The organism is Sulfoacidibacillus ferrooxidans (genome assembly GCF_022606465.1).
GTDB classification, from domain to species: domain Bacteria; phylum Bacillota; class Bacilli; order Alicyclobacillales; family SLC66; genus Sulfoacidibacillus; species Sulfoacidibacillus ferrooxidans.
Map to the genome: position 1 here is coordinate 21,858 of NZ_JALBUF010000015.1, position 21,620 is coordinate 43,477.

A 21,620-nucleotide genomic window follows, 5' to 3' on the forward strand; every position below is an offset into this window, starting at 1 on the left:
TGTTCATGGATTGGGTTCGATAGACGATAGGATTTCCATATACATCAATGGATAGGTGACATCGAGTGGTCATTGTACTCAACTCCTCATAAGGTCAATGTTAGGATTGATGCGCGCGTTGCCGGCGGTAAGCTTGACGTGCCGAAGCCCAGATGTTTCCTGTCACCCAGATGCCAAAGAGGAGAATAGGAATCCCGTATACATAATCTATTTTCGCTGTGGTCGTGATCGCTTGGTATACAACAGCCGTTCCATACACCCCTGCAAGTAATGCTAATATCCAAATCACCCATAACTTGAGTCCCTTACTCATCTTCGTCGTCTCCTCTGTATAGGTGGTGTATGTTTTACACCACCTATAGGTTCATTTACAATGGCAACTACTCATTCGTTTGATTATGCATGCGGTTGGATACCAGAGTCTTGTGATACGAAACGCGAACCTTCCGCTCCTGATGTTGTCTGATCATAGCATGCTGGTATCTTATGGTCTGCTGCAGCGGTCATAGGACCATGAAACTCTTTATTGCACGATGTAGCTAGTGGACAGGATGCACAGGCGTTGGTTGTCTCTAACCGTTTGTACCAATCTCGCCAGATAGCACGGTGCACAGGAAGTACGCGTGGCAACTTATTGAGACCGGGAATAAACGGCAGCAAAATGAGTAGTCCAAATAAAACAGCAATGGTGTACGCGACGATTTCATCGCCGGATGGCGACGTGGAACCTGGCGGTACTTGATACAAGAAAGTGTATGGAGTCAACCACCAGGGGCCAGGATACGCTTGTTCATCGTGGTTGATGCCCCATTGCCCACCTTTCATGTCGATGGTTTTAGCATATTGATGAAGTGCTGGACCTTGTAAAAATAAGAGATCATTTTGGATGTTCCAACGGTAAACTCCATTGTTGGTCTCCCGATCGAGTGCACCAGATAATAATCCAGACTTCGCGAGAGCCAATTCATCGTTCATCATGAGTTGCACCGGGCCGTATTGACCACTTGGGACAACGACTTGCCCGTTTTGCACAGTGGCTTTATTTAATGCGTTAGTAAAGTTGTTATCCCATGCTTGCTGCTGCGTGTAGGAAGCTGCGTTGTAGGTTTGTATGGCAGCTTGCAACGCCGAGTTATTGGATGCCGTTGCAAGCATGGTTAAGGGTGTGATGACATCCGCATTTGGCGTGTAGAGATGGTAGGGAGTACCCCACCATGTTTGCGGTGAAAAGGGACCAATGGATTGAATGTTTTGTGCGACACCGTGCCAACCGTTATTGTATGGTGGACCATAGGCGGCCATTTCTCCTTGACCATCAAGGTCACCCATGGCTGTTTGCATCACGAGTATCGGTTTTTGATTAGCGATCTCTTGGTTGGTAATGGCAGGGCGATACGGTGCACCGAAAATAGCTGCCACGATCACAACTGCGACGCCTACGATGCCAAGACTAACAATGCCTTCTTTCACCATATCGAAGTCTTTTTGGGGAAAGCGCAAAGTATTGCGTTCAAAGTGCGCTTTTCGAGTCATCTTTTTTCCCCTTCTTTCTTTTGAACATGTGCTGCTTGATAGGGTGGAACAACGCCTTTGGCTCGAACGGCAACCATATGCCAACCGACCAGAACGATTAAGATCAGTGGTAACACGGCGATGTGGAGACCGTAGACTTGCCCGTTATTTAAGATGTTCAAAAACCCATCGAGTCCAGCGCCATTGAAGGCATCCTTACTTTGTACCTGATTCCACTGCGAAAAGAAGTCACCGCGGGATAGGTATCCGGTGAAGGCGGTGATCACGGAAACACCAAAGGAGAGTGCCCCAAGTACCCATGTCATGGCGCGACCTTCACGCCACGATCCCATAAAAAACTGACCTACCAGATGCATCGTCATAAAGAAGAAAAAGGCCTGAACACTCCAAAAGTGCACCGAACGAAAGAACGCCCCCGCAGCAGAATATTGATACCAAGTGGGGCCGTATGCCGCCATGATGACACCTGACATAATCGTGAAGACCAGACTGCTTAATGTAAAAACACCAAAACTATAGACGAGCGATGAGACGTAAATGGGTTGTTCTGAAGGTAAGAGATTATCCCACGTCAACTTTTCTGTCACTGTGGTGCGCATGCTTTTGGTCCAGTTCATTTTTTATCGCCTCGATCATGGTGAGGATATTTGGCTGCAACAAACATCATGAAAACAATGAGCCATAGATAGCCGACATAATAATTGGGCCACGCATTTGAGAAGTTTACCATCGCGTGCCACTCCCTTCGCTTTCGATATCTTCATGGTAATGGATGGGCGATGTTATCGTAAGAACCAAAACGACTACTTTCTCTGGTTCATATGGATAGAATACTAGGATGCTAGGCATAGTCGTTTTGAACTACAGTCCGTAGTCTACGTTCATTTTTTATCGGATGGTGAACAAAAATAAGTAGAAATTGATCATAAAATTGTAAGATGGCACCCCTTGAAAATACCTATAGTCCTCTCATGGGAATCGAGAAAACTTGTTGATCATGCACCCATAGTTCAATAGAAGATAAGCTTAAGATGAAGTCAAAGATAGACTTTATGCTCTCATGTAGCACTGACCATGAGTATTGCTATCGAGTCATATGGCTGGGCAGTTCCTTGTTTTTCTGAGAATGAAAAACGATGCTGTTACCTTTTAGTCTATAAGGACTACAAGTATAGTTTGAATGGCTGTGTTACCCCAGAGGTTCTTATGGAATACTAGAAAAAAGAGAGTATGTATTGGGTAGATACAGTAGGAGGAATGCTATGTGGGCATTAGAGTGGTTGTGGTAGATGATCACCAGCTGTTTCGAAACGGTGTTATCGGCATCCTGCAAAACTCCCCAGACGTTGAGGTGGTGGGAGAAGGCGAGAATGGATTTGAAGCTGTACACCTTGTTGAATCGCTTCGCCCAGATGTATTAATCATCGATTTATCTATGCCCCAAATGAATGGGTTCGAAGCGATACGACGCATTCGTAAGTTACAAGTCCCCGTACACATTCTCATTTTAACGGTCAACGAGGAAGAAAAATCCTTATTTGATGCAATGAAACATGGCGCACAAGGATATCTCATTAAGACGGTCGATCCCGATGAGTTAGTCGAAGCTGTGCATAACGTGTCAAAGGGCGAAACCGTTGTTCCGGATCATCTAGCCCCTACGATTCTCTCTGGCCTGTCTAATCCGTCTACCTATGAAGAGATAGAGAATGCACAACAACCACTAACCTTACGAGAAATCGATATCCTCAGGGAGATTGGAACAGGCGCCACCAATAAGGATATTGCCAAACGTCTCTTTATTAGTGAAAATACAGTACGCAATCACGTGCGACGTATTTTGGATAAATTGCATGTTATCAATCGCGTAGCGGCTGCTACCTATGCAGTGCGAGAAGGATTCATAAAAAAACTATAAATAAATGCAATGATTCGATTCATAATCATTGTCATCACGGAGAGGTCAGCTATGAGAGACATCCACCATACTTTTCCCTTATGAATCTTAGATTGTACAGCTACGTCTACATCAAAACAGCAAGGCGGAAGGAATTTGCTTGTAGATGACATGTAGCATATTAGATCACTCGCATGTAGTCTCTTTGCGCTATATGCGGATAGTCTGTTTGGGGCTTATGTGAACGGAGATGTGCTTTTAAGATGGTTGTAGGAGGCGATTGACTATGCAAGAGGTGAACAAACTAAAGGTTGTCATTATTGGCGGGGTTGCACTTGGTGCCGGTGCTGCTGCCAAGGTACGGAGAATGGATGAAACAGCTGAGATTGTGATCATCGAAAAAGGACCTCATGTATCATTTGCTAATTGTGGTTTACCTTATTACTTAGGTGGCGTCATTCCAGATCGCAATGACTTGCTTTTGCATACGCCAGAGTCGTTAAAAGCACGTTTTGAAATTGACGTGCGTACGCGTCAAGAAGTGATCGCTATTGATCGAACACGAAAAGTAGTTTCAATACGCAATATCGTCACTGGAGACATCTATGAAGAGACTTATCACAAGCTCGTGTTAGCACTTGGCGCAAAGCCATTGATTCCTCCCTTTCCAGGATTGCACTTGCCAGGTATCTTCTCTGTGCGCAATGTCCCTGATGTAGACGCGATTAAACAATTTATATCACTGTATCAGGCAAAACGAGTGGTCATGATTGGAGCAGGATTTATTGGACTTGAAATGGCCGAAAATCTTCGTGCACTAGGGTTGCGCGTAACATTAATTGAAAAAGCAACACAGGTTCTTCCGCCCTTTGATGAAGAGATGACGAGTCGCGTGGTGGATGAGTTGAAACGCATGGGGATTACGACTGTGTTAGGGGATGGGGTTTCGTCATTTACAGGCGATGACCGTGCACGATCGGTGATTCTTGAAAGTGGGAAAGAAGTGCAGGCAGATGTATTTATTTTGGGACTTGGAGTACGTCCGGATGTTCAATTGGCAAAAGACGCGGGCTTAGCGTTGGGTGTGACAGGAGCGCTGAAAGTCAACGATATGATGCAAACAAGTGATCCCGATATCTATGCTGGCGGGGATATGGCTGAAGTCAAGTATATGATCGATGGAAAGATGCATTGGATTGCGTTAGCTGGATCTGCGAATAAACAAGCCCGCATTATCGGAATGAATGTTTGTGGGATGCACGTGAAGTTTAGAGGAGCCCTTGGAACGTCGATTGTACGAGTAGGTGCAGTCAATATAGGTATGACAGGAATGACGGAGCGAGCGGCTAAGGCAGCAGGTATTCCCTACTTCGTCTCTTACAATACGGCAGGGCATCATGCTTCCTATTACCCGGGTGCGCACGATATAACGATCAAGTTGATTGTCGAGCAGAGCACAGGTCGCTTAATCGGCGGGGAAGTGGTGGGACGTGAAGGCGTCGATAAGCGTGTGGACGTGTTGGCAACGGCTATTTTTGGTCGTATGACGGTAGAGGATCTTGCAGATCTCGATCTCGCCTATGCTCCACCTTTTTCGTCGGCGAAAGATCCGGTGATTATGGCTGGTATGGCAGCAGAACATGTATATGATGGGACAGTAGAACTACTCAACGAATGGCCAATGGATCCTTTGCAGTTTCAAATTGTGGACGTCAGAAGACCGGATGAAACGGCCAAAGGGATGTTGCCCCATGCGATCAATATTCCACTCGATGAGTTGCGCACACGAATCGCCGAATTAGATCCTCAAAAGCCAACGATCCTTTATTGTCGATCCGGTCAGCGGAGCTATTTTGCCCATCAAATCCTTAAAGGACATGGCTTTACACAAGTACAAAACATGAGTGGTGGCTATGTCGTGGCCAAATACCTCGAACAGGCAAAAGTAAACCGGGTAGCGATCTCAGTAAGATAAGAAGAGATGTTGAAACTGACGTGGCATGTTGGTGGGTCACAAAGGTTAATGAGCTATGTTCTCTTTTGTTGACCCAACCTTCAATGATTGAAAAATAACGATTCTGCAGAATAGAAGGGGTTACCATGTGGAGAAATATCAAACGTCTGGTTACTCATAGCATGAAATTGATTTCTCAGTTTGATGAAAACGTACTCAATTATTTACGTTTGCGCGTAACCTTGATGGCTGCATTACTTGGTGTTGTCTTTTTACTATTTTCATTTATCGAACATAATGTATTTTCAAGTATAGAAGTGCTTTTAGCTGGAGCTGTTGGTTACAGCATTGGATTTGTCCCTGCAGTTTTTGGAGGTATTCTGATTACTGCGTTATCGATCATGGAAAATGGTGGTCACCATGAACATTGGGCGCCTATTATTTTGCAATTTTTGGGGTGCTCAGTCATTGCATGGCTAGGGCATAGTCATCAACTTGCTACGCAACATACGCGTGAACAAAATAAAATACCCGCTCAAAGAACCATACGCGCACAAATAGTGCCCTGGGCATTAGTAAATGAAGTGCGTAATTCTCTACTGGGTATGAGATTGCTCATTTTCACCAATACAATGGATCGTGATGCTGAACAACGCAATTTACAAATTGTAGAGACTGAATTATTGCGCTTAGAAGCACTTTTTAACGATTTATCTGAAGAAGAAGTGAATGCAGAACATCTTGCAAAGTAGTCTATGGAACGATCCAATGACAAAACGAGTGAAGGTAGGATAAGCTAAACCGTCTGTCATGACAAGAATGTACAACGTTTTAACATGAAAAAATACACGTGTATAGTTCGTATGAAGATCATCTGCCTATGAGAACGGTATCACAAAAATAAGTTTGACAAGGTATAGAGTGCGAATGAACACCTAGAGATGTCAATGTGGGTATACGTAAAAGCACTATATCGTTTGTATACTCATTGTAAACTACGGATCATGATGGTGTTTCTAGCTCTGGAGGAGATTGATATATGGATATTGATCATGTATTTTCCAATGAAGACGCACTACAATTATCTGCCAATTTCTTTTTCTTCGAAAAACATGCTCCCGATGTGGTAACACGTCTTTACAATATGTTAGAGAACGAGCCTTCTTTACATGATATGATTCGACCACGACGAGACCACTTAGAGTTTGGGATGAGGGGATTTTTTTTATCACTTTGCGACGCGACATTAGCTTATGAAAAACAAACGATGAAACATATAGGAAAAATCCATGTGGACTTGGGTATTCCCATCCAATGGGTTGCAAAAACCTTTCATTTTATCATTCAAGAAGTGTTTATTAGGATGACCCTCGAAGATCGAGATATTTTCTTTCCCCTATTTCTAAAACGAATGCAACTGCGCGAAGTCATTATGTATGAAGTCTACCAAAAAAACTATGATATAAAAGAAGAAAAAGTACGTGAAGAGATCGTTCACTACGTGACTACACATTTTTTACAAGTGATGATTCAAATGGCTGAATGGAATGATCCAATGATCGATCCGCATGTGGATCATGTGAAGCTATATTCAAGAAAAATCGCACAAATAGCTAAGGAGGAGTACGATTTAGCAGATCAGGATATTACCTGGCTATCAGAAGCGGCGATTGCTCATGATATTGGGAAAATCATCATTTCAAAGGACATTCTAACTAAAGCAGATATTTTGACCCCCGATGAACGTAGTGCCATGCAAACCCATGCAAGAGCAGGCCGATATATACTTAGTCAAATCATGCCGATTATAGCTTCTTCCCCATATTCTATTGAAAAATTCATGCGTTACGCAATGGAAGAGGCGGAATTCCACCATGAATGGTGGAATGGTGCAGGATATCCTCATGGATTGCAAGGGATTCAAATTCCGCTCTGTGCACGAATTGTTAGTCTTGCAGATGTGATGGATGCGTTAGATACAGAAAAGCTCTATCGCAAAAGAATGTCGTCAGAGGAAATTAGACATTTCATTTGTACACATAGAGGGACTCAATTTGATCCAACCCTTGTTGATTTGGTAATAGATCGCTGGAACTATTTTTTCCCTCTATGTAGTGATCAAGAATAAGTGAACATAATTCGATATCTACTGAGGAGCAAATACACACCACGTTCAGAATATGCTAATAGGTAAATAATAGGAGTCAATGAAGACACGCTACATTTTTTTTGTTCAGGGCTATGTTAACTCTCCAGCATTTGATCACTATAACGCAAGGGAGTTCTGTTGGTCTATCCAGTCATTTCCAATGCACGGATTAGCGAAGTGAAAGAAGATCGTCACGTTAGTCCAGAACCTCTGATCCAAAGAAATGACATCAAAGCTGTACTTAATCACTGTCTACTCAAGGGATAACGAAATGATCGAAATACTTACGAATGATCTGGACCTTGATGCAATACGATCACTACACGTTCTCGCAGACGTTATCACATCTAGATGTTCTTTAAGTGGGACAAGTAGCACTCCTCTCCAGGTTCATCATCAGCAGTTGGAAGGCCGTGACGGTCGCGCTCGTGTTTGCAAGTTGCGCCTTAATCAGACCAAGTCCGTAGATGCGCTCTTCGCCAAACTTCTTTTGAACGGCATTATGCTCCGCCGCATTAAGCCTCGTTTGTCTATGATCCTTTCGCTCTTCCTTCGTGAGTCTTTGAGAAGCGCCTGGACACTTAACCGAAATCCGTGTGTATTGCGGTACTATAGATTGTCTCGTGTCCATTACTTTATACTAACTCCATGATCAGTTGAACCGTCTCACAGTCGCTCAGACGGAATGATAAGAGTAGCAAGCTCACTACGTTCAGACGTTCCAACCCTTCCCCTCTGCGGAAGGGTTGGAACGTCTGAACGTAGTGAGCTTCAATTTTCCACCAGAGAATGAGGAGGCGAGTTGAATCCACTGATTCTCATTATTCAGTAGCCTGACAAAGGGAGGGAAAACATCGTCTGGCATTACGAATTGAAGCTCTGTATGTTTGTACATGCCGCCCTCAATATATCGGGATTTAATGGTAAAAATTTGAAAGGTCATGTGTGCAGTTCCGACATAAAACCTCATAAATCCTTGTACTTATTGCAATGAAGCCATCAGCAATCCCTACTTATGGATAATGCTAAGGGCTAAAGCAAAAGGTTTTACGGCGAATCCAATCAATAAAATGCACACAAATATCTTTCACTAAGGGGTACATTAGATACTTCACACTTAATAGTGTATTTTCAAATGAATTAGTTGGTAGTAAGAATAGCCTCTTCATCAATCAAATCTATTTGCGGTAATAATCCATCTCCTCGTAACGACTTATTGATCCATATTGCAGCTTGAGCGCCATCACCCATTGCGATCATAACTTGTTGAGAATGAGCAACAATATCCCCAACGGCCCATACATTTCTAACAGAAGTTTCTTTTGTTCTAGCATCTACAATAATATGTCCATTATCTAGCGTTTTTATGCCTAATTTCGACCCTAATTCAGAGTTTACGCTATACATACCTAATGACGAAAACACAAGATCCGTTACAATTTCTGTACCATCTTGAAGAATAACTTTTTCAATACGGTCACGACTGGAACCAGAAAACTCCTTTAGTTCGCTTTGATAAATGGTTATATTGTAATCAGACAATTGCGCTAAGAGGTTAGGGCTAATTGCAGAATGAGTGTCTACGTTAACAATAGTCATATTACGTGTCCAATTCAATAGCATAAGAGCTTTTTTAGCTACTCCATCGCCTTTTCCGACTACGACTACTCGTTTATTTCGTAACTCATAACCATCGCAGTCAGGACAATAATAAATACTATATCCAGCCCAATGATAAACATTGGGGACATTTGGATGTTGATCCATAATCCCAGTAGCAATAACCAATTTACGTGTGTGTATTATAGATATTTCTAAATTGGAATGTTCTCGAAATTCCTTCCGACGCTGTGCTGTAATCGTAAACATTCCGGACTCATCTTTAATCACATCGATTACTATTTTATTCAAAAATTCAACTCCATATTTTTTAGCTTGTTTTTTACCACGCATTAATAATTCAGCACCTGATATACCCTCAGGGAAGCCAAGTAAATTATGATATACAGGGGAATAAAATGTACGTCCCTTTCCTCTATCAATAACTAATGTTTTCCATCCGTAACGACCCATATGTATTGCACTTTGTAATCCGCCAGCTCCTCCACCAATGATAACAACATCATATAAAGTATTCATGACACATGCCTCTTTTCTATTTTCTTAACTTGAATTCAATATAACAAAAACTTGTATGACATATAGGGTATACAAGTACTAAATTTGACGGTCTAAATGAGCTATTTTTGCTTTGAATGTTTTAATTTAATAGAATTTTATGAATCTTATTATTTGATGAAGTCGTACAGCCTGTCTCGTTCGATTTTGGCCAAAGAGGCTCAACACGGACGAGGGTACCGGGACAGCCATTCACAAAACACCTTAATTGTATGAAATTGAAGCACTTTTTCACACGGCGATTTGCTACACGCACGAACTGTTTACTATAAATCTAGATGTAAGGGAATACACATCTCTGACCAGTCTACATCTTCATGGACATGAGATGCTCCATCGTGACATTGTATTCTCATCAATCAGCACAACCATACTTTTGCCAAAGATACGCGATGAGAATTCATAAACGTTCTAGGTATTGGTTTCCTGCGTGTAGCCGAAATTCTCACTTCTATTTGGCTAGAACAGAAGTGAGAAGCTATGCATCAATGATCATTACCATGCACCTTAGCATCTATCCTTGGGCTGAGTTTCGCTCTACGCAAGTAGGTATGACCTGATGGTTACTCATACTTTCGTTTGATACTATATGTAAAAATACAGAGGTTGATGAAGGCACGCTTCATGTCTTTGTTTAGGGCAATGTTATCTACCTGGCATTTGATCACTACAACGCAATGGGAGTTCAGTTTGTCTCCAGTCATATCCTATGCACGGATTAGCAAAGTGAAAGAAGATCGTCACGTTCATCCTGAATCTCTGATTCAAAGGAATAACATCTAAGCTATGCTTGATTGCTATTCACACAGAGGATATCGAAACGATCGAGAGGACAAATGATTTAAATTTTGATGATCTAGAGATCGCCGCGCTATCTCGCAGATGTTGGCAGATCGAGTTATTCTTCTATGTGGATCAATTTGCATTGGGCGATCAAACAATGGTGTGGTATGAGACGAGCCAATCTGCGATGTATAACCAACTATGAGTGGTGATGAGTATGTATTAGTCATTGGGTTTCGTCGACAAATGTTAGACGTCTACAAGGGTAACCGCACCATTGCGACATGTCGGATCTTGTTGATCAAAAGTCTGCACAGAAAAGGTACGCCAACCTCTAGGGGGAGACGCGTATATCCTGCGGAAGCGATCTTTACGTATAGTGTGTGGCAGTATGAGTAGGACACAGTGATTAAAAAATTTAATTTGAATCATCTGAAATAAAATCATAAACACAAAAGTTCGCACTTGACAAGGCGTTCACAAATGTATACTTCTGCAGTGAACTATCACGAAGTTTTTAGCCTCGTAGTAGTTCACTGAGTTGAGTCCGTATAATGGTGTAAATTCAGTGGACGCACTGGGTGACATCATATGAAAGTGCCATCTCGCCCCTTTTGGTAGAATGAGTTTGTCGAGAACCTAATCTACTGGGAGGTTTATGCGAATGGCACAATACAACATTACACTGGATGACACGGTTTTGAAAGGGCTTTTTTCTGGCGATAAAGGGATGTCAGATTTGCTTGAACAGGTATTAAACCAAGTCCTTCAGGCACAGGCAACTGAGCAGGTGCAAGCACAGCCTTATGAACGCGCAGATGAGCGCCAAGGTTATCGTAACGGGACTCGTCCCCATCCACTAACGACGCGTGTTGGAACGCTCACATTGCACGTCCCAAGGCTTCGCAATGGGAACTTCTCTACCGAAATGTTTGCGAGATACCAGCGCAGTGAGCAGGCACTGCTTCTGGCTTTAGTGGAGATGGTGATTCAGGGCGTGTCGACTCGAAAAATCACTGCGATTACCGAAGAATTGTGTGGTGCTGAATTCTCGAAATCTACTGTGTCGGAACTGTGCAAACGTCTTGACCCAATCGTGAATGCGTGGAATGGACGTAACCTGAAAGAGAAGAAATATCCCTTTGTTTTGGTAGATGCAATTGTATTGAAAATCCGTGAGGATGGGCGTGTTCGTGCTCGCTCGGTCATGATTGCAACAGGTGTCAACGAAGAAGGATATCGAGAGATTCTTGGCATGATGATTGGGGATAGTGAGTCCACTGCGAGTTGGTCTGAATTCTTTTCATGGCTGAAAAGTCGTGACTTACGCGGTGTCGACATCGTGGTTTCGGACAGCCATAGCGGTCTTGTCAAGGCGCTACATTCACAGTTCCAGGGGAGTACGTGGCAACGCTGCCAAACGCACTTCATGCGTAACTTCTTGGAAGCGACACCAAAGAGTCTACACGACGAGCTGTACGGAAAAGTCCGTGCCATTCTTGATGCGCCAGACGTGGAAACCGCGAGGATGTTGATGAACAAGGTTGTAGAAGACTACGGAGACAAAGCCACTAAAGCCATTGCTGTGCTGGAGGACGGATTCGATGACATTACAGCGGTTCTGTCATTGCCAGACCGATATCGCAAACGACTGCGCACAACCAACGGTATGGAGCGGCTCAATGAGGAAATACGGCGACGGGATCGCGTGATTCGGATTTATCCTAACCGGGATTCTGTGACACGGCTCATTGGCGCGTTGCTGATGGAGATGGACGAGAAGTGGCAAACGGGACACAAATACTTGGATATGGCGGAGTATTTCGTGTGGCGTGATGAACAGAAAAAACTAAGCGAAATGCAACCGAAACTACAACAAATCAGTTAACATATCTACACATCTACCGTGGGGCGAATTTACACCACATTTAGGACTTGATCGTTCACTGCAACGCTAGTACATAAATTGATCGTAATAGTACATAAGAACTAGTCTATATCATCCATCTGGATCTTATTTTATAGTCCTCTTCTCAGATAAGCTATAAATGTAATATGAGATTACGGTTCACATCAATAGTGCATTTCATGATTTACTTATTTAAGAAATATATTTAATTAAAGGAGATGCTAAATTGGCTAAAATTATGGTAGTTGGAGCATCCTTTGCGGGTCTTACCGCCGCATTAGATCTGAGAAGAGAACTTGGTAAAGAACATGAGGTAGTGGTTATTTCAAAACAGGAAAACTTTGTTTTTATCCCATCTATGCCTTGGGTTGTTTTAGGAACAAGAACACCTGATCAAGTTTCATTTCCTCTTAAACCTACAATGGATAAACATGGAATACAATTTATTCATGATTCTGTTACGAAAATCGATCCGCATCAAAATATAGTTTATACAGAAAAAGGAACATTGGAGTACGATTATTTATTTTTAGGCACAGGACCGGCACTTGATTTTGCTGCAGTTGAAGGATTGGGACCACATGGTGGCTACACGCACTCCGTATGCAACTTGCAGCACTCCTTATCTGCACAAGCAGCTTTTAAAGAGTTTTTAAAAAATCCAGGGCCTATCGTGATTGGTGCAACTCAAGGAGCAAGTTGCTTTGGTGCTGGATATGAATTTTTGTTAAATGTTGAAAGTTATTTGCGTAAAAATAACTTAAGAAACAAAGTGAAGATAAGTTGGATCACTCCAGAACCGTTTCTTGGTCACTTTGGCTTAGGCGGCGTAGGTGATTCTGAACATATGGTTAAAAAAATGTTTGCAGAACTTGATATTGTAGCTTATCCCAATCATGCCATTCAAAAAGTGGAGAAAGATCAAGTGATTCTAGACGATGGGACACAGATTCCTTTTTCATATAGCATGCTCATCCCACCGTTTATTGGAATTGAAGCCGTGTTTAATACACCTGGTCTTGGAAATGATAAAGGATTTATCCCAGTTACATCTGAATACCGTCATCCTAATTTTTCTAATATTTTTGCGGGTGGAGTTAATGTCGCTTTAAGTCCAAAAGAACCGACGCCTATACCTACTGGTGTTCCAAAAACGGGTTATATGGCAGAACATATGGCAAAAACGGCCGTAAAGAACATCATTGCTGAAATTAACGGAATGCCCCATGTTGAATTCAATCCCTATGATATGAAAGCGCTATGCATATTGGATTCTGGTGATGCCGGTATTTATATGATTGCTGATCCAGTTTTTCCACCCCAAAAAAATTACACGTTACAATATGGATCTTGGGTTCATGGAGCAAAAATAGCATTTGAAAAATATTTCATTTGGAAAATGAAAAATGGATTCACCAATTTACCGATTTAATATTTTAGTGATGTATTACTACTTAGAAAGAAGGGAACAGGATGACTTCTGAATCACTAGCTGTTGATCAAGTTGACGAACTCCTTGAAATTTTAGGAGATAACACCATTCAAAACGCAACCGTAACTGTGTTGCGAGCTATGCCAACTATCGCTAAATGGTTAGGAATACTTGAGCTTGGAACAGAGTTGATTGAGCCTATGGTAAAAGATCCAGAATTAATCTTAAATATAACAAATGAATTAAGTAAACTTAAAAAAACCGGCATGGTGGATAATTTAAATACACTAATGGATCAACTACCTTTATTGGTTAAAATGACATCTTATTTAGAGATGGGTATGGATTTATTAGAACCTATGGCAAAGGATCCTGAACTTCTTGATAATATTTTGCAGAGTATAAAACAACTTTCCATACCCTTAAAAGAAGATGTTTTTCCATCTGGCATCAAGTTATTTCAAGTATTACCTGTTTTATTGCAACTGACGCCGCTTTTAGTTTTGACCGCTGATCTATGCAAACCAATCATTTCTCGTCCTACTATTATTACAGATGCACTACTTAAATCTTCCGAAGATAAATCATCTATTTCTATGTTTCGTTTAGCAAAATTAAGAAAGGATCCCACCGTACAACACTCACTTAGATTCATGATTGCGCTATTACAAGAATTATCGGATGGCTAACGCTTTAGCTAAGCGTTGCTTGCATCATGGAAGCTAGTATCCATTCACTTTACAATAGATCTAAAAAAATTATCGATGGGTCTTTCACATCCATGAGTCTCGTTGTCCAGAAGATCAATTGTTACTCTATCACTGCCATTGGAGGGTGTTTATATGGATGTAAATACAACCACCACAAAAAAATGGCCCGAAATCATCCAAGGTGGTATGGGTGTGGCAATTTCCAATTGGAAATTAGCACGTGCTGTTTCACGAACTGGACAGCTTGGAGTAGTTTCTGGAACAGGAATTGATACTGTGCTTTTGAGACGATTACAAGACGGTGATGTGGGAGGCTATATGCGAAAAGCTTTAGCGGCATCACCATGGCCATCTCTAGCACAAAAGATCATAGATAAGTACTTTGTTCCTAATGGAAAGTTGTCTTCACAACCGTATCAACGATTACCGATGTGGACACTGGAATCCTCTACATGGTTACGCACAGTGGCTATGCTTGGGGCATTTGCTGAAGTTTGGTTAGCTAAATTCGATCATGATGGTCAAGTTGGCATCAATCTGTTGACTAAATTATCACTACCTAACTTAGCGATTTTATATGGCGCCATGAACGCTCACGTAGATGTTGTTTTAATGGGAGCTGGCATTCCTCGTGAGATTCCTGGAGCCATTAATCTTTTAGCTAAAAATGAACCGGCAAGTTTGAAATGTGAAGTTGTGGGAATGAAGGCTGGAGAGGGACCTAGTAGTCACTTTGATCCAAGAGACTATAATGGTGTTCGACAAGAGTTGCATCGTCCGGCCTTTTTTCCGATCATTTCATCGTATAGTTTAGCTTTGCTCATGTCAAAAAAATCAACAGGTTCTGTTGAAGGTTTTATCATTGAAGGGCCAACTGCTGGGGGCCATAATGCCCCACCGCGGGGGCCTAAAAAATATGATGAATCCGGGCAATCTATATATGATCAACGCGATGTTGTTGATCTTCATGCGGTTGCAGCACTTGGATATCCATTCTGGCTCGCTGGAGGATATGATTCTCCTGCAGGGCTACAATCTGCACAAGCAAACGGGGCAACAGGAATTCAGGTAGGTACACTGTTTGCATATTGCGAAGAATCCGGAATGGATAGAAAGGTTAAAAAACAAGTCATACAGGATATTATAAAGCATCCAATCCATGTCCATACGGATCCCTTTGCTTCACCTACCGGATTCCCATTTAAAGTTGTGGATGTAATAGGTTCTTTGTCAGATAAAGAAGTATACCAAAACCGCACGAGAAGATGCGATTTAGGATATTTACGAGAAGCTTATCTCGATCAGCAGAACCATGTACAATATCGCTGTGCTGCAGAACCTGTACATACTTATTTGGAAAAAGGCGGATGTATCGAAAACACTGTGGGGCGCAAATGCTTATGTAACGGATTAATGGCAACTGCCGGATTGTCACAGTATCAAACATCCACCTTATTAGAACCTCCTATTGTTACGAGTGGAGATGGTATTCATAAAGTTGCTGAATTGATTTCTGCTAATCATACAACATACACGGCGAAAAGTGTTGTTAGCTATTTACTTGGCGAAAAGTCGTAAAGGAGCCATTCCTGTAATGGTGCGCCTAGCTAAACTAGGCACAACTTGTTGATGAGAGGCTAAGGATGAAGCTCTTCGAATAGCTCCAGGGATAGTTTGAGGCGAAGCAAGACTGCAGGCTATATCATCAAGTGAATGGTATGAAGTCATTCCACAGCGTCATGAAACGCGAACTAGTACAGTTGGAAAAGTCTCCAACACGTAAACGAGCAAAGAAAGACATTAGGGAATACAACGAGAAGTGGTAAACCCGTCTGCGGATTCGTTTGTCAATTGGATCTAAGCCGCATATACAATTCCAATCAATGTATTTCAAAAAAGCGAACAAGAAGGCAAACTACATTCCATGGGCAATCCGTCAGACTATTTTTAAATTATTTGTTCGGGGTGTCCACCATATTTACTTAATACCTGGACACATGCATCTTCTACGATTCTTTGCTCGTCTTTGGCCCTCGACCAGTTCTCATCTGACTGGCAAGATCAAGCCTACACGCAATAGGAAACCCGACAAAGGTAAGAAGGGTGAACAAGCACCTACCACAACTTCCATAAAAGTTGAACGTTTGATCAACAGAATCCTGCTACGTCCATCTAGCGTACGGTCATTCTCACATAGACCTTCTTCTGTCCCTAGGTTCGTGAGCAGTTTGGCTCGATCTCCTTGGTGACGTAGCTGCGCTTTCTGTTCCAGCTGATGAAATACCTGCGCGACCCGCTACTTTTCCCCATAACACGCATAGTTGTGGCTCTTGAGAACGTGACTGACCCATGCACCTGAAACGGCATCTATACGCACCCGAATGGCAACAGCCACTGCGATTACTTCGGGTACCACCTTGTACCTATTCACGGCCTCGGACAATCACTATGACCTTCCACTCGATCCTCGATGGGAGCGAGCTTCACGCCATGATTCTGTGTCACTTCACTTATCGTAAGCATCAAAGAGTTTGGAGCAATATTACCCACTTGGGCATTGGCAACAGATTGTACTGGATGTTGCTCAGAATGTCCGGCTCTTTACATCTACTTCGAGTCTAAGGGCACCCCATGCATTCATTGACCTAAACCAATGTCAAAACGAAAACAAGAAGTACAAGGGCAACATCATGATGTCTCTCGAAGGTATGCCCGTTTGTCAAAAGGGACTCGCCACGAAAGACAATGGCTACGATCGCAGCCGTGGACGGCATTACCTATCGCTATCCCCTGATGAAAGAACGGTGTCTGCACCTGTGATTCACCTTATTCTGACTGGTTCTACGGTCTGCGCATATACACATCGATACGAAGGACACGCAGCGCTTGTTTACCCACAGGTTGCATGTGACAGCAACGCGTGAAGAGATGTCTACCAATGGAGAACGACAGTGGAGCGTTCAATAAACGTGAAAAGCTTGACTATCTACTTGAAACTGCAGCCATCGCAGCACGAAAATAGGCCTCACCCGAATGTGGGGATCATGATCTGTCAATACACAGATGCCTGGTATCAAGAGATCGATATCGACCTAAAATCGACGCTCTTTACAGCATAAAGCCAGGCTATAAACCAAAACAACGACTATTTTTGAAAAATCATTTAATTATCGTTTTTTATCATACCCCCTATGTTTGGAAAATGAGATTCGAGCCCGGCGCTTTTCATTCCCAGTAAAATTCTCGAATACTTACTGCTATTGTCTATTCAACGGCCTTCTAATGACGAGAGGTTATATTATAAAAATTGCGTGTAATACATGCATAACATAGGTTTATTGTAGTTCCTTCACTAATGCATGCAAATAGAATCGAGCCTCTCTTTGCGTAGAGAAAATAACCATGTTCGTTTGATTCATTTGTTCCTCTGCATCACACCACACTACCCACCCTTGTTGTGTAGGTGTAATGTAATAACTTGAATCCATATCTAGCAAACTATAGGTACTTGCATTTTGCAATTGATAAAAAGATGGATAGCCCAATAGTTTAGCGAACTGTTCCTTTTCCATAAAATCATCCCTTCCTCCCATCATGGGTCTATCCCTATTCATCGAATAACATACGTGTTTTTACCTGCTTTCTTTGCCATAAACAATGCCTCATCTGCTTCTTTAAATAAAGACCGTGGCGATTGAGTCCCAGATGAGTCTTGTGCAATGCCGATGCTGATCCCTACAGTTAACGAGTTCCCATCCCATAGAATCGGTTCTTGAATGCGCTGGAGCGTTTGTTTACAAATCCGCTCCATGGCTGCTAGGGGTAATAATTCCTCAACAAGTATAATGAATTCATCTCCTCCATAACGAAAGATCCGATCATCTGAACGCAAGCATTCCTTCAATCGCATAGCAACCACTTGTAAAACGACATCTCCAGCCCTATGTCCATAGGTATCGTTGATCTGTTTAAATCCATCTAAGTCTGCGATAATGAGTGTAAGTGGATAAGGAGATTGGCTTTGTTTTACAAGAATATGATCGATCATTCTTTCTAAATAGGCACGATTAGGAATACGAGTTAGCGCATCATGAAAAGCTTGATAAGCCAGCTCTGATTGTGCTGAATTCCGCTCTTGCTCCGTGTGTAACTGACGAAGTTTATCCGTTATATTATTTGCAAGCGATTGTAATAAAGTGATAATTTCCGAAGAAAACAAATCTGTTGTACCCAACACTGTCAGCACGCCTACCTGATCGCTGCCGTAAATCGGAAAGGCTGCAATCGAATCTAATTCAGATTGCGACATGAAGGGATATCCCTCCTTTCCAGGATAACGTGTAGTTTCTGAGTAGCGATTGACAACCACCGGTTGATGTGTAAGTAACACATCTCCAACCACCGTTGGGGGAGCTCCAGGAAAACCATATAAAAATTGCGCTATACTCTGATCAAAAAGTATTTCTAATTCTGCATTGGTAAATAATCTACTTTTTATATCTAAGTGATGATCTTTTTCGAACCCTATATAGCAGCCTAATGCCTCCGTTCGACACATGATTAACTCACCCAATTGATGAAATAAAGTTTGTGAGTCATTCATATGAATGATCAACTCATTGGCTTTGGCTAACGCTTCATAAAAGTGGTGCAGTCGAATGAGCTCTGCTTCCCGCTCTTGATTGGTGAGAATCTGTCCAATTAATTCGACCAATCGAATGCCTAATTGAATGAATTCTTCATCAAAAATGGCTTTGTCCTGATGGTACAACCCTAATAATGCGTATTTTTCCTTTTCGCGATTGATGATGAAATATGCACTGGCGTTCCACTGATTGCGTTCATCTGTACGTTGACGGGATGAAATCATCGCTACAGATGTTTCCCCATCATTTTCTACTAGATACCTTCCTGATTGCCATGCACGACTGGCTGGTCCTTGTGATAGGGGCCCATGATCGACCCGTATTTCTAGATGGTTGCTAGCATCATCGATTCCTATCCCGGCATAATAGGGGAATTGAAACATGCCATCGGATAATGGCATACCGATTTCTACGCCTGTAAACACATGCCGTCGAATGAATGTGTCACATACTAACTGCAAAAGCTGATCTTCAGATAGATGATCTTGTGATGCTTGTGCAATGACACCAATCACATCATGAAAGGCAAGATGAATATCATTCTTTTGATCATGAATGGCCTGTGCTTCACGCAAATCAAAACGTTCGAGTGCGTCTTGCAATACATGCCCTATTTGATTGGCAAGTGGAAGGACCGTTCGATCAAACACACCTGAACGATCACTGATGAGATTGAGCACACCCCATACTTGTTGTTGACGTATGAGGGGAATCGATAGTTCAGAAGCATAGCTATACTCCTCGATCATCATGCCATAGTCTTGTTGTTTATCGACCCTTTGAAGATGGTTATCATAGGAGATTTGTTTCGCCTTGATCGCTCGTACAGCTAGTGGTGCATTCTGAGAAAATTCATTGGATAAATCAAAAGATAGCTTTTGCAACTGATCTGCACCGGGTCCTGCAGAAAAGAGAATAGTCACTCTTTCACCATCGACTTGCCCGATCGACGCGGCATAAAAACATGCACATAATGCGATGACGAGTGTTTGAAGACAGGTTGTTTCATCCTCAGCTGTACTCGTAATATGAGTTACTGTAGAAAGAATCTCGTATAATTGAAGCGTGCTCTTTTTTCGATTGTGAGAGGCATCTAATTTAAAAAGGAAAAAGAAGATGGCTAGGTCAGAAAAAATAACCAGCATCAAAAATCCGACTATTCCAATGAACATCGAATGAATCCACGTCCAAAATACCGTATTCACTGGAAGACTACTCACTATATAGAACGGATAATGTTGTAGTTTATCATAGCCTATGATGCAATAGTTCCCATGCGCACCCATGGTGTGCGTCAACACACCGAATGATGTATTCGAGGTGTGCTGGATGACTTGAGCCAACCATGAATTGGGATCCGACATCGTTGATGGTGTAGGAAATAACAAAGAACTAGGTTGCCTGATTGCCTCTGCTTGAATGATGCGTATGTGAATACCTGTATAAAGTGGTGTAGGCACTAGGCGACTTATCTGGAACAACCCCACTGGCTGGATCATGCCTAGATACAGATGATCCGAATCATCAATTGGAGTTCCTTCAAGTACGACAAGAGATCCCCTATGTTGTTTAGAGGAAAAAGGAGGAGAAATAAAAAAGGTGTGCTGAAAAACGATGTGATCAACGGAAATGTGTGGGCCAACAGATACAAGATCATGCCCAGTGGTAGTCATGACCGCAAGAGTCTCCATTCGCTCCGTCTCTAGAGCATGTTGCAACTGATCGAGAACATGTTTTGTACTTGATGGTGAGAAAGTACCCGCCAAACGTTTCGCCGCTTGTTCGATGATCTGTTGATTCCTATGCCAGCGATGATCAAGCAACACGGAAGTGGCCTCCGCTTGAACAAGTAACCGTTGTTGCGTGGTTTGAATCGTGAAATCCCAAAACACATGACTTAAATAAACAAATAAGAGGATAGCTAATCCATTGAGTATTAGCAAAGTTCGTACATATAATCTTCTCATAATCATCCTATCCAACGAAATAAACTAGCCTAAAAGTATCCTTGATAGCTACAAAAATCATGAACTTAACGTGTAATATAATGAAGGATGTATCCATACAAGATAGAATCTTAGTGTCTGCTATCGATAGATGATATCTAGTATCACACTGTAAAATGAAAGACAACACAGTTAGATTTTACTTTATGTAAACGAAGGTAAATCAACAGGCCAAACCATGCATATTTCCTGCAATCATTCAATGCTGGCTTATTCACAAACATATAGTTCCATATAAGAACTCATATCGATGAATGCTATCATGGATTTGACAATATTCATACCGTACCATAACCGTGGTATTAAGTCAATATGGTGGACACACCGAACAAAGAATATCAAAACAGTCTGACGGATTGCACCTTGGATTTAGCTTGCCTTTTTGTTCGCTTTTTTGAAATACATTGATTGGAATTGTACAGG

16 protein-coding genes are annotated in these 21,620 nt (G+C 42.1%); 9 read left to right on the forward strand and 7 right to left on the reverse strand.

All coding sequences use genetic code 11. From position 1 onward, the window contains the following. Positions 1-100 precede the first annotated feature (100 nt). The 3 genes from MM817_RS13905 to MM817_RS13915 all read right to left on the reverse strand — a co-directional run bounded on the left by MM817_RS13905 (position 101) and on the right by MM817_RS13915 (position 2,150). Positions 101-313 (reverse strand): hypothetical protein, encoded by a 213-nt coding sequence (locus MM817_RS13905; protein ID WP_241716230.1) that lies wholly within the window; start codon positions 311-313, stop codon positions 101-103. An 83-nt stretch (positions 314-396) separates the two neighbouring features. Then, positions 397-1,533, reverse strand: coding sequence for a hypothetical protein (locus MM817_RS13910; RefSeq protein ID WP_241716232.1), 1,137 nt, complete (start codon positions 1,531-1,533; stop codon positions 397-399). Next, the gene (locus MM817_RS13915; RefSeq protein WP_241716234.1) at positions 1,530-2,150 is read right to left on the reverse strand and encodes a cytochrome b N-terminal domain-containing protein; all 621 of its coding nucleotides are present in this window, start codon (positions 2,148-2,150) and stop codon (positions 1,530-1,532) included. Before MM817_RS13915 ends, MM817_RS13910 begins: the two co-directional genes overlap by 4 nt. A 647-nt stretch (positions 2,151-2,797) precedes the next feature. On the opposite strand from MM817_RS13915, the gene MM817_RS17290 reads away from it, so the two are divergent. From MM817_RS17290 to MM817_RS13935, 4 genes are all read left to right on the forward strand, one after another. Next, complete coding sequence (locus tag MM817_RS17290) at positions 2,798-3,451, forward strand: response regulator (protein ID WP_241716236.1); 654 nt, start codon at positions 2,798-2,800, stop codon at positions 3,449-3,451. Positions 3,452-3,716: 265 nt separating this feature from the next. Next, positions 3,717-5,405, forward strand: coding sequence for an FAD-dependent oxidoreductase (locus MM817_RS13925; protein ID WP_241716238.1), 1,689 nt, complete (start codon positions 3,717-3,719; stop codon positions 5,403-5,405). A gap of 125 nt (positions 5,406-5,530) precedes the next feature. After that, positions 5,531-6,136, forward strand: coding sequence for a hypothetical protein (locus tag MM817_RS13930; protein WP_241716240.1), 606 nt, complete (start codon positions 5,531-5,533; stop codon positions 6,134-6,136). Between the two features lie 287 nt (positions 6,137-6,423). Next, entirely contained in the window at positions 6,424-7,512 is a 1,089-nt protein-coding gene (locus MM817_RS13935) for an HD-GYP domain-containing protein (protein ID WP_241716242.1), read from the forward strand. A 379-nt stretch (positions 7,513-7,891) separates the two neighbouring features. Here MM817_RS13935 and MM817_RS13940 read toward each other — a convergent pair whose 3' ends face one another. Together MM817_RS13940 and MM817_RS13945 are read right to left on the reverse strand one after the other, a co-directional pair. After that, on the reverse strand, positions 7,892-8,164 hold the full coding sequence (locus tag MM817_RS13940; RefSeq protein ID WP_241716243.1) for a hypothetical protein: 273 nt from the start codon (positions 8,162-8,164) through the stop codon (positions 7,892-7,894). A gap of 509 nt (positions 8,165-8,673) precedes the next feature. Continuing rightward, positions 8,674-9,672, reverse strand: a complete 999-nt coding sequence (locus MM817_RS13945) for an NAD(P)/FAD-dependent oxidoreductase (protein ID WP_241716245.1) — start codon at positions 9,670-9,672, stop codon at positions 8,674-8,676. Positions 9,673-11,158: 1,486 nt separating this feature from the next. On the opposite strand from MM817_RS13945, the gene MM817_RS13950 reads away from it, so the two are divergent. The 5 genes from MM817_RS13950 to MM817_RS13970 all read left to right on the forward strand — a co-directional run bounded on the left by MM817_RS13950 (position 11,159) and on the right by MM817_RS13970 (position 17,469). Continuing rightward, positions 11,159-12,382: an IS256 family transposase gene (locus MM817_RS13950; RefSeq protein WP_241716247.1), complete on the forward strand. Its 1,224-nt coding sequence runs from the start codon at positions 11,159-11,161 to the stop codon at positions 12,380-12,382. Positions 12,383-12,629: 247 nt separating this feature from the next. Then, positions 12,630-13,835: an NAD(P)/FAD-dependent oxidoreductase gene (locus tag MM817_RS13955; protein WP_241716249.1), complete on the forward strand. Its 1,206-nt coding sequence runs from the start codon at positions 12,630-12,632 to the stop codon at positions 13,833-13,835. A 41-nt stretch (positions 13,836-13,876) separates the two neighbouring features. Further along, positions 13,877-14,524 carry a hypothetical protein gene (locus MM817_RS13960; RefSeq protein ID WP_241716251.1) on the forward strand — a complete coding sequence of 216 codons (648 nt, stop codon included), beginning with the start codon at positions 13,877-13,879 and terminating at the stop codon, positions 14,522-14,524. 153 nt (positions 14,525-14,677) lie between these two features. After that, on the forward strand, positions 14,678-16,123 hold the full coding sequence (locus MM817_RS17485) for a nitronate monooxygenase (protein WP_241716253.1): 1,446 nt from the start codon (positions 14,678-14,680) through the stop codon (positions 16,121-16,123). A 1,112-nt stretch (positions 16,124-17,235) separates the two neighbouring features. Then, positions 17,236-17,469 (forward strand): hypothetical protein, encoded by a 234-nt coding sequence (locus MM817_RS13970; RefSeq protein ID WP_241716255.1) that lies wholly within the window; start codon positions 17,236-17,238, stop codon positions 17,467-17,469. Between the two features lie 411 nt (positions 17,470-17,880). Here MM817_RS13970 and MM817_RS13975 read toward each other — a convergent pair whose 3' ends face one another. Both MM817_RS13975 and MM817_RS13980 read right to left on the reverse strand, forming a co-directional pair. After that, positions 17,881-18,117, reverse strand: a complete 237-nt coding sequence (locus MM817_RS13975) for a hypothetical protein (RefSeq protein WP_241716257.1) — start codon at positions 18,115-18,117, stop codon at positions 17,881-17,883. Between the two features lie 38 nt (positions 18,118-18,155). After that, positions 18,156-21,158 (reverse strand): sensor domain-containing diguanylate cyclase, encoded by a 3,003-nt coding sequence (locus MM817_RS13980; RefSeq protein WP_241716259.1) that lies wholly within the window; start codon positions 21,156-21,158, stop codon positions 18,156-18,158. Between the last annotated feature and the right edge of the window lie 462 nt (positions 21,159-21,620).

Excerpts from the sequence above, each read along its gene's own strand:
- MM817_RS13905 (WP_241716230.1), bottom strand. The coding sequence starts at position 313 with ATGAGTAAGGGACTCAAGTTATGGGTGATTTGGATATTAGCATTACTT.
- MM817_RS13910 (WP_241716232.1), bottom strand. The coding sequence starts at position 1,533 with ATGACTCGAAAAGCGCACTTTGAACGCAATACTTTGCGCTTTCCCCAA.
- MM817_RS13915 (WP_241716234.1), bottom strand. The coding sequence starts at position 2,150 with ATGAACTGGACCAAAAGCATGCGCACCACAGTGACAGAAAAGTTGACG.
- MM817_RS13925 (WP_241716238.1), top strand. The coding sequence starts at position 3,717 with ATGCAAGAGGTGAACAAACTAAAGGTTGTCATTATTGGCGGGGTTGCA.
- MM817_RS13930 (WP_241716240.1), top strand. The coding sequence starts at position 5,531 with ATGTGGAGAAATATCAAACGTCTGGTTACTCATAGCATGAAATTGATT.
- MM817_RS13935 (WP_241716242.1), top strand. The coding sequence starts at position 6,424 with ATGGATATTGATCATGTATTTTCCAATGAAGACGCACTACAATTATCT.
- MM817_RS13940 (WP_241716243.1), bottom strand. The coding sequence starts at position 8,164 with ATGGACACGAGACAATCTATAGTACCGCAATACACACGGATTTCGGTT.
- MM817_RS13945 (WP_241716245.1), bottom strand. The coding sequence starts at position 9,672 with ATGAATACTTTATATGATGTTGTTATCATTGGTGGAGGAGCTGGCGGA.
- MM817_RS13950 (WP_241716247.1), top strand. The coding sequence starts at position 11,159 with ATGGCACAATACAACATTACACTGGATGACACGGTTTTGAAAGGGCTT.
- MM817_RS13960 (WP_241716251.1), top strand. The coding sequence starts at position 13,877 with ATGACTTCTGAATCACTAGCTGTTGATCAAGTTGACGAACTCCTTGAA.
- MM817_RS17485 (WP_241716253.1), top strand. The coding sequence starts at position 14,678 with ATGGATGTAAATACAACCACCACAAAAAAATGGCCCGAAATCATCCAA.
- MM817_RS13970 (WP_241716255.1), top strand. The coding sequence starts at position 17,236 with ATGATGTCTCTCGAAGGTATGCCCGTTTGTCAAAAGGGACTCGCCACG.
- MM817_RS13975 (WP_241716257.1), bottom strand. The coding sequence starts at position 18,117 with ATGGAAAAGGAACAGTTCGCTAAACTATTGGGCTATCCATCTTTTTAT.
- MM817_RS13980 (WP_241716259.1), bottom strand. The coding sequence starts at position 21,158 with ATGAGAAGATTATATGTACGAACTTTGCTAATACTCAATGGATTAGCT.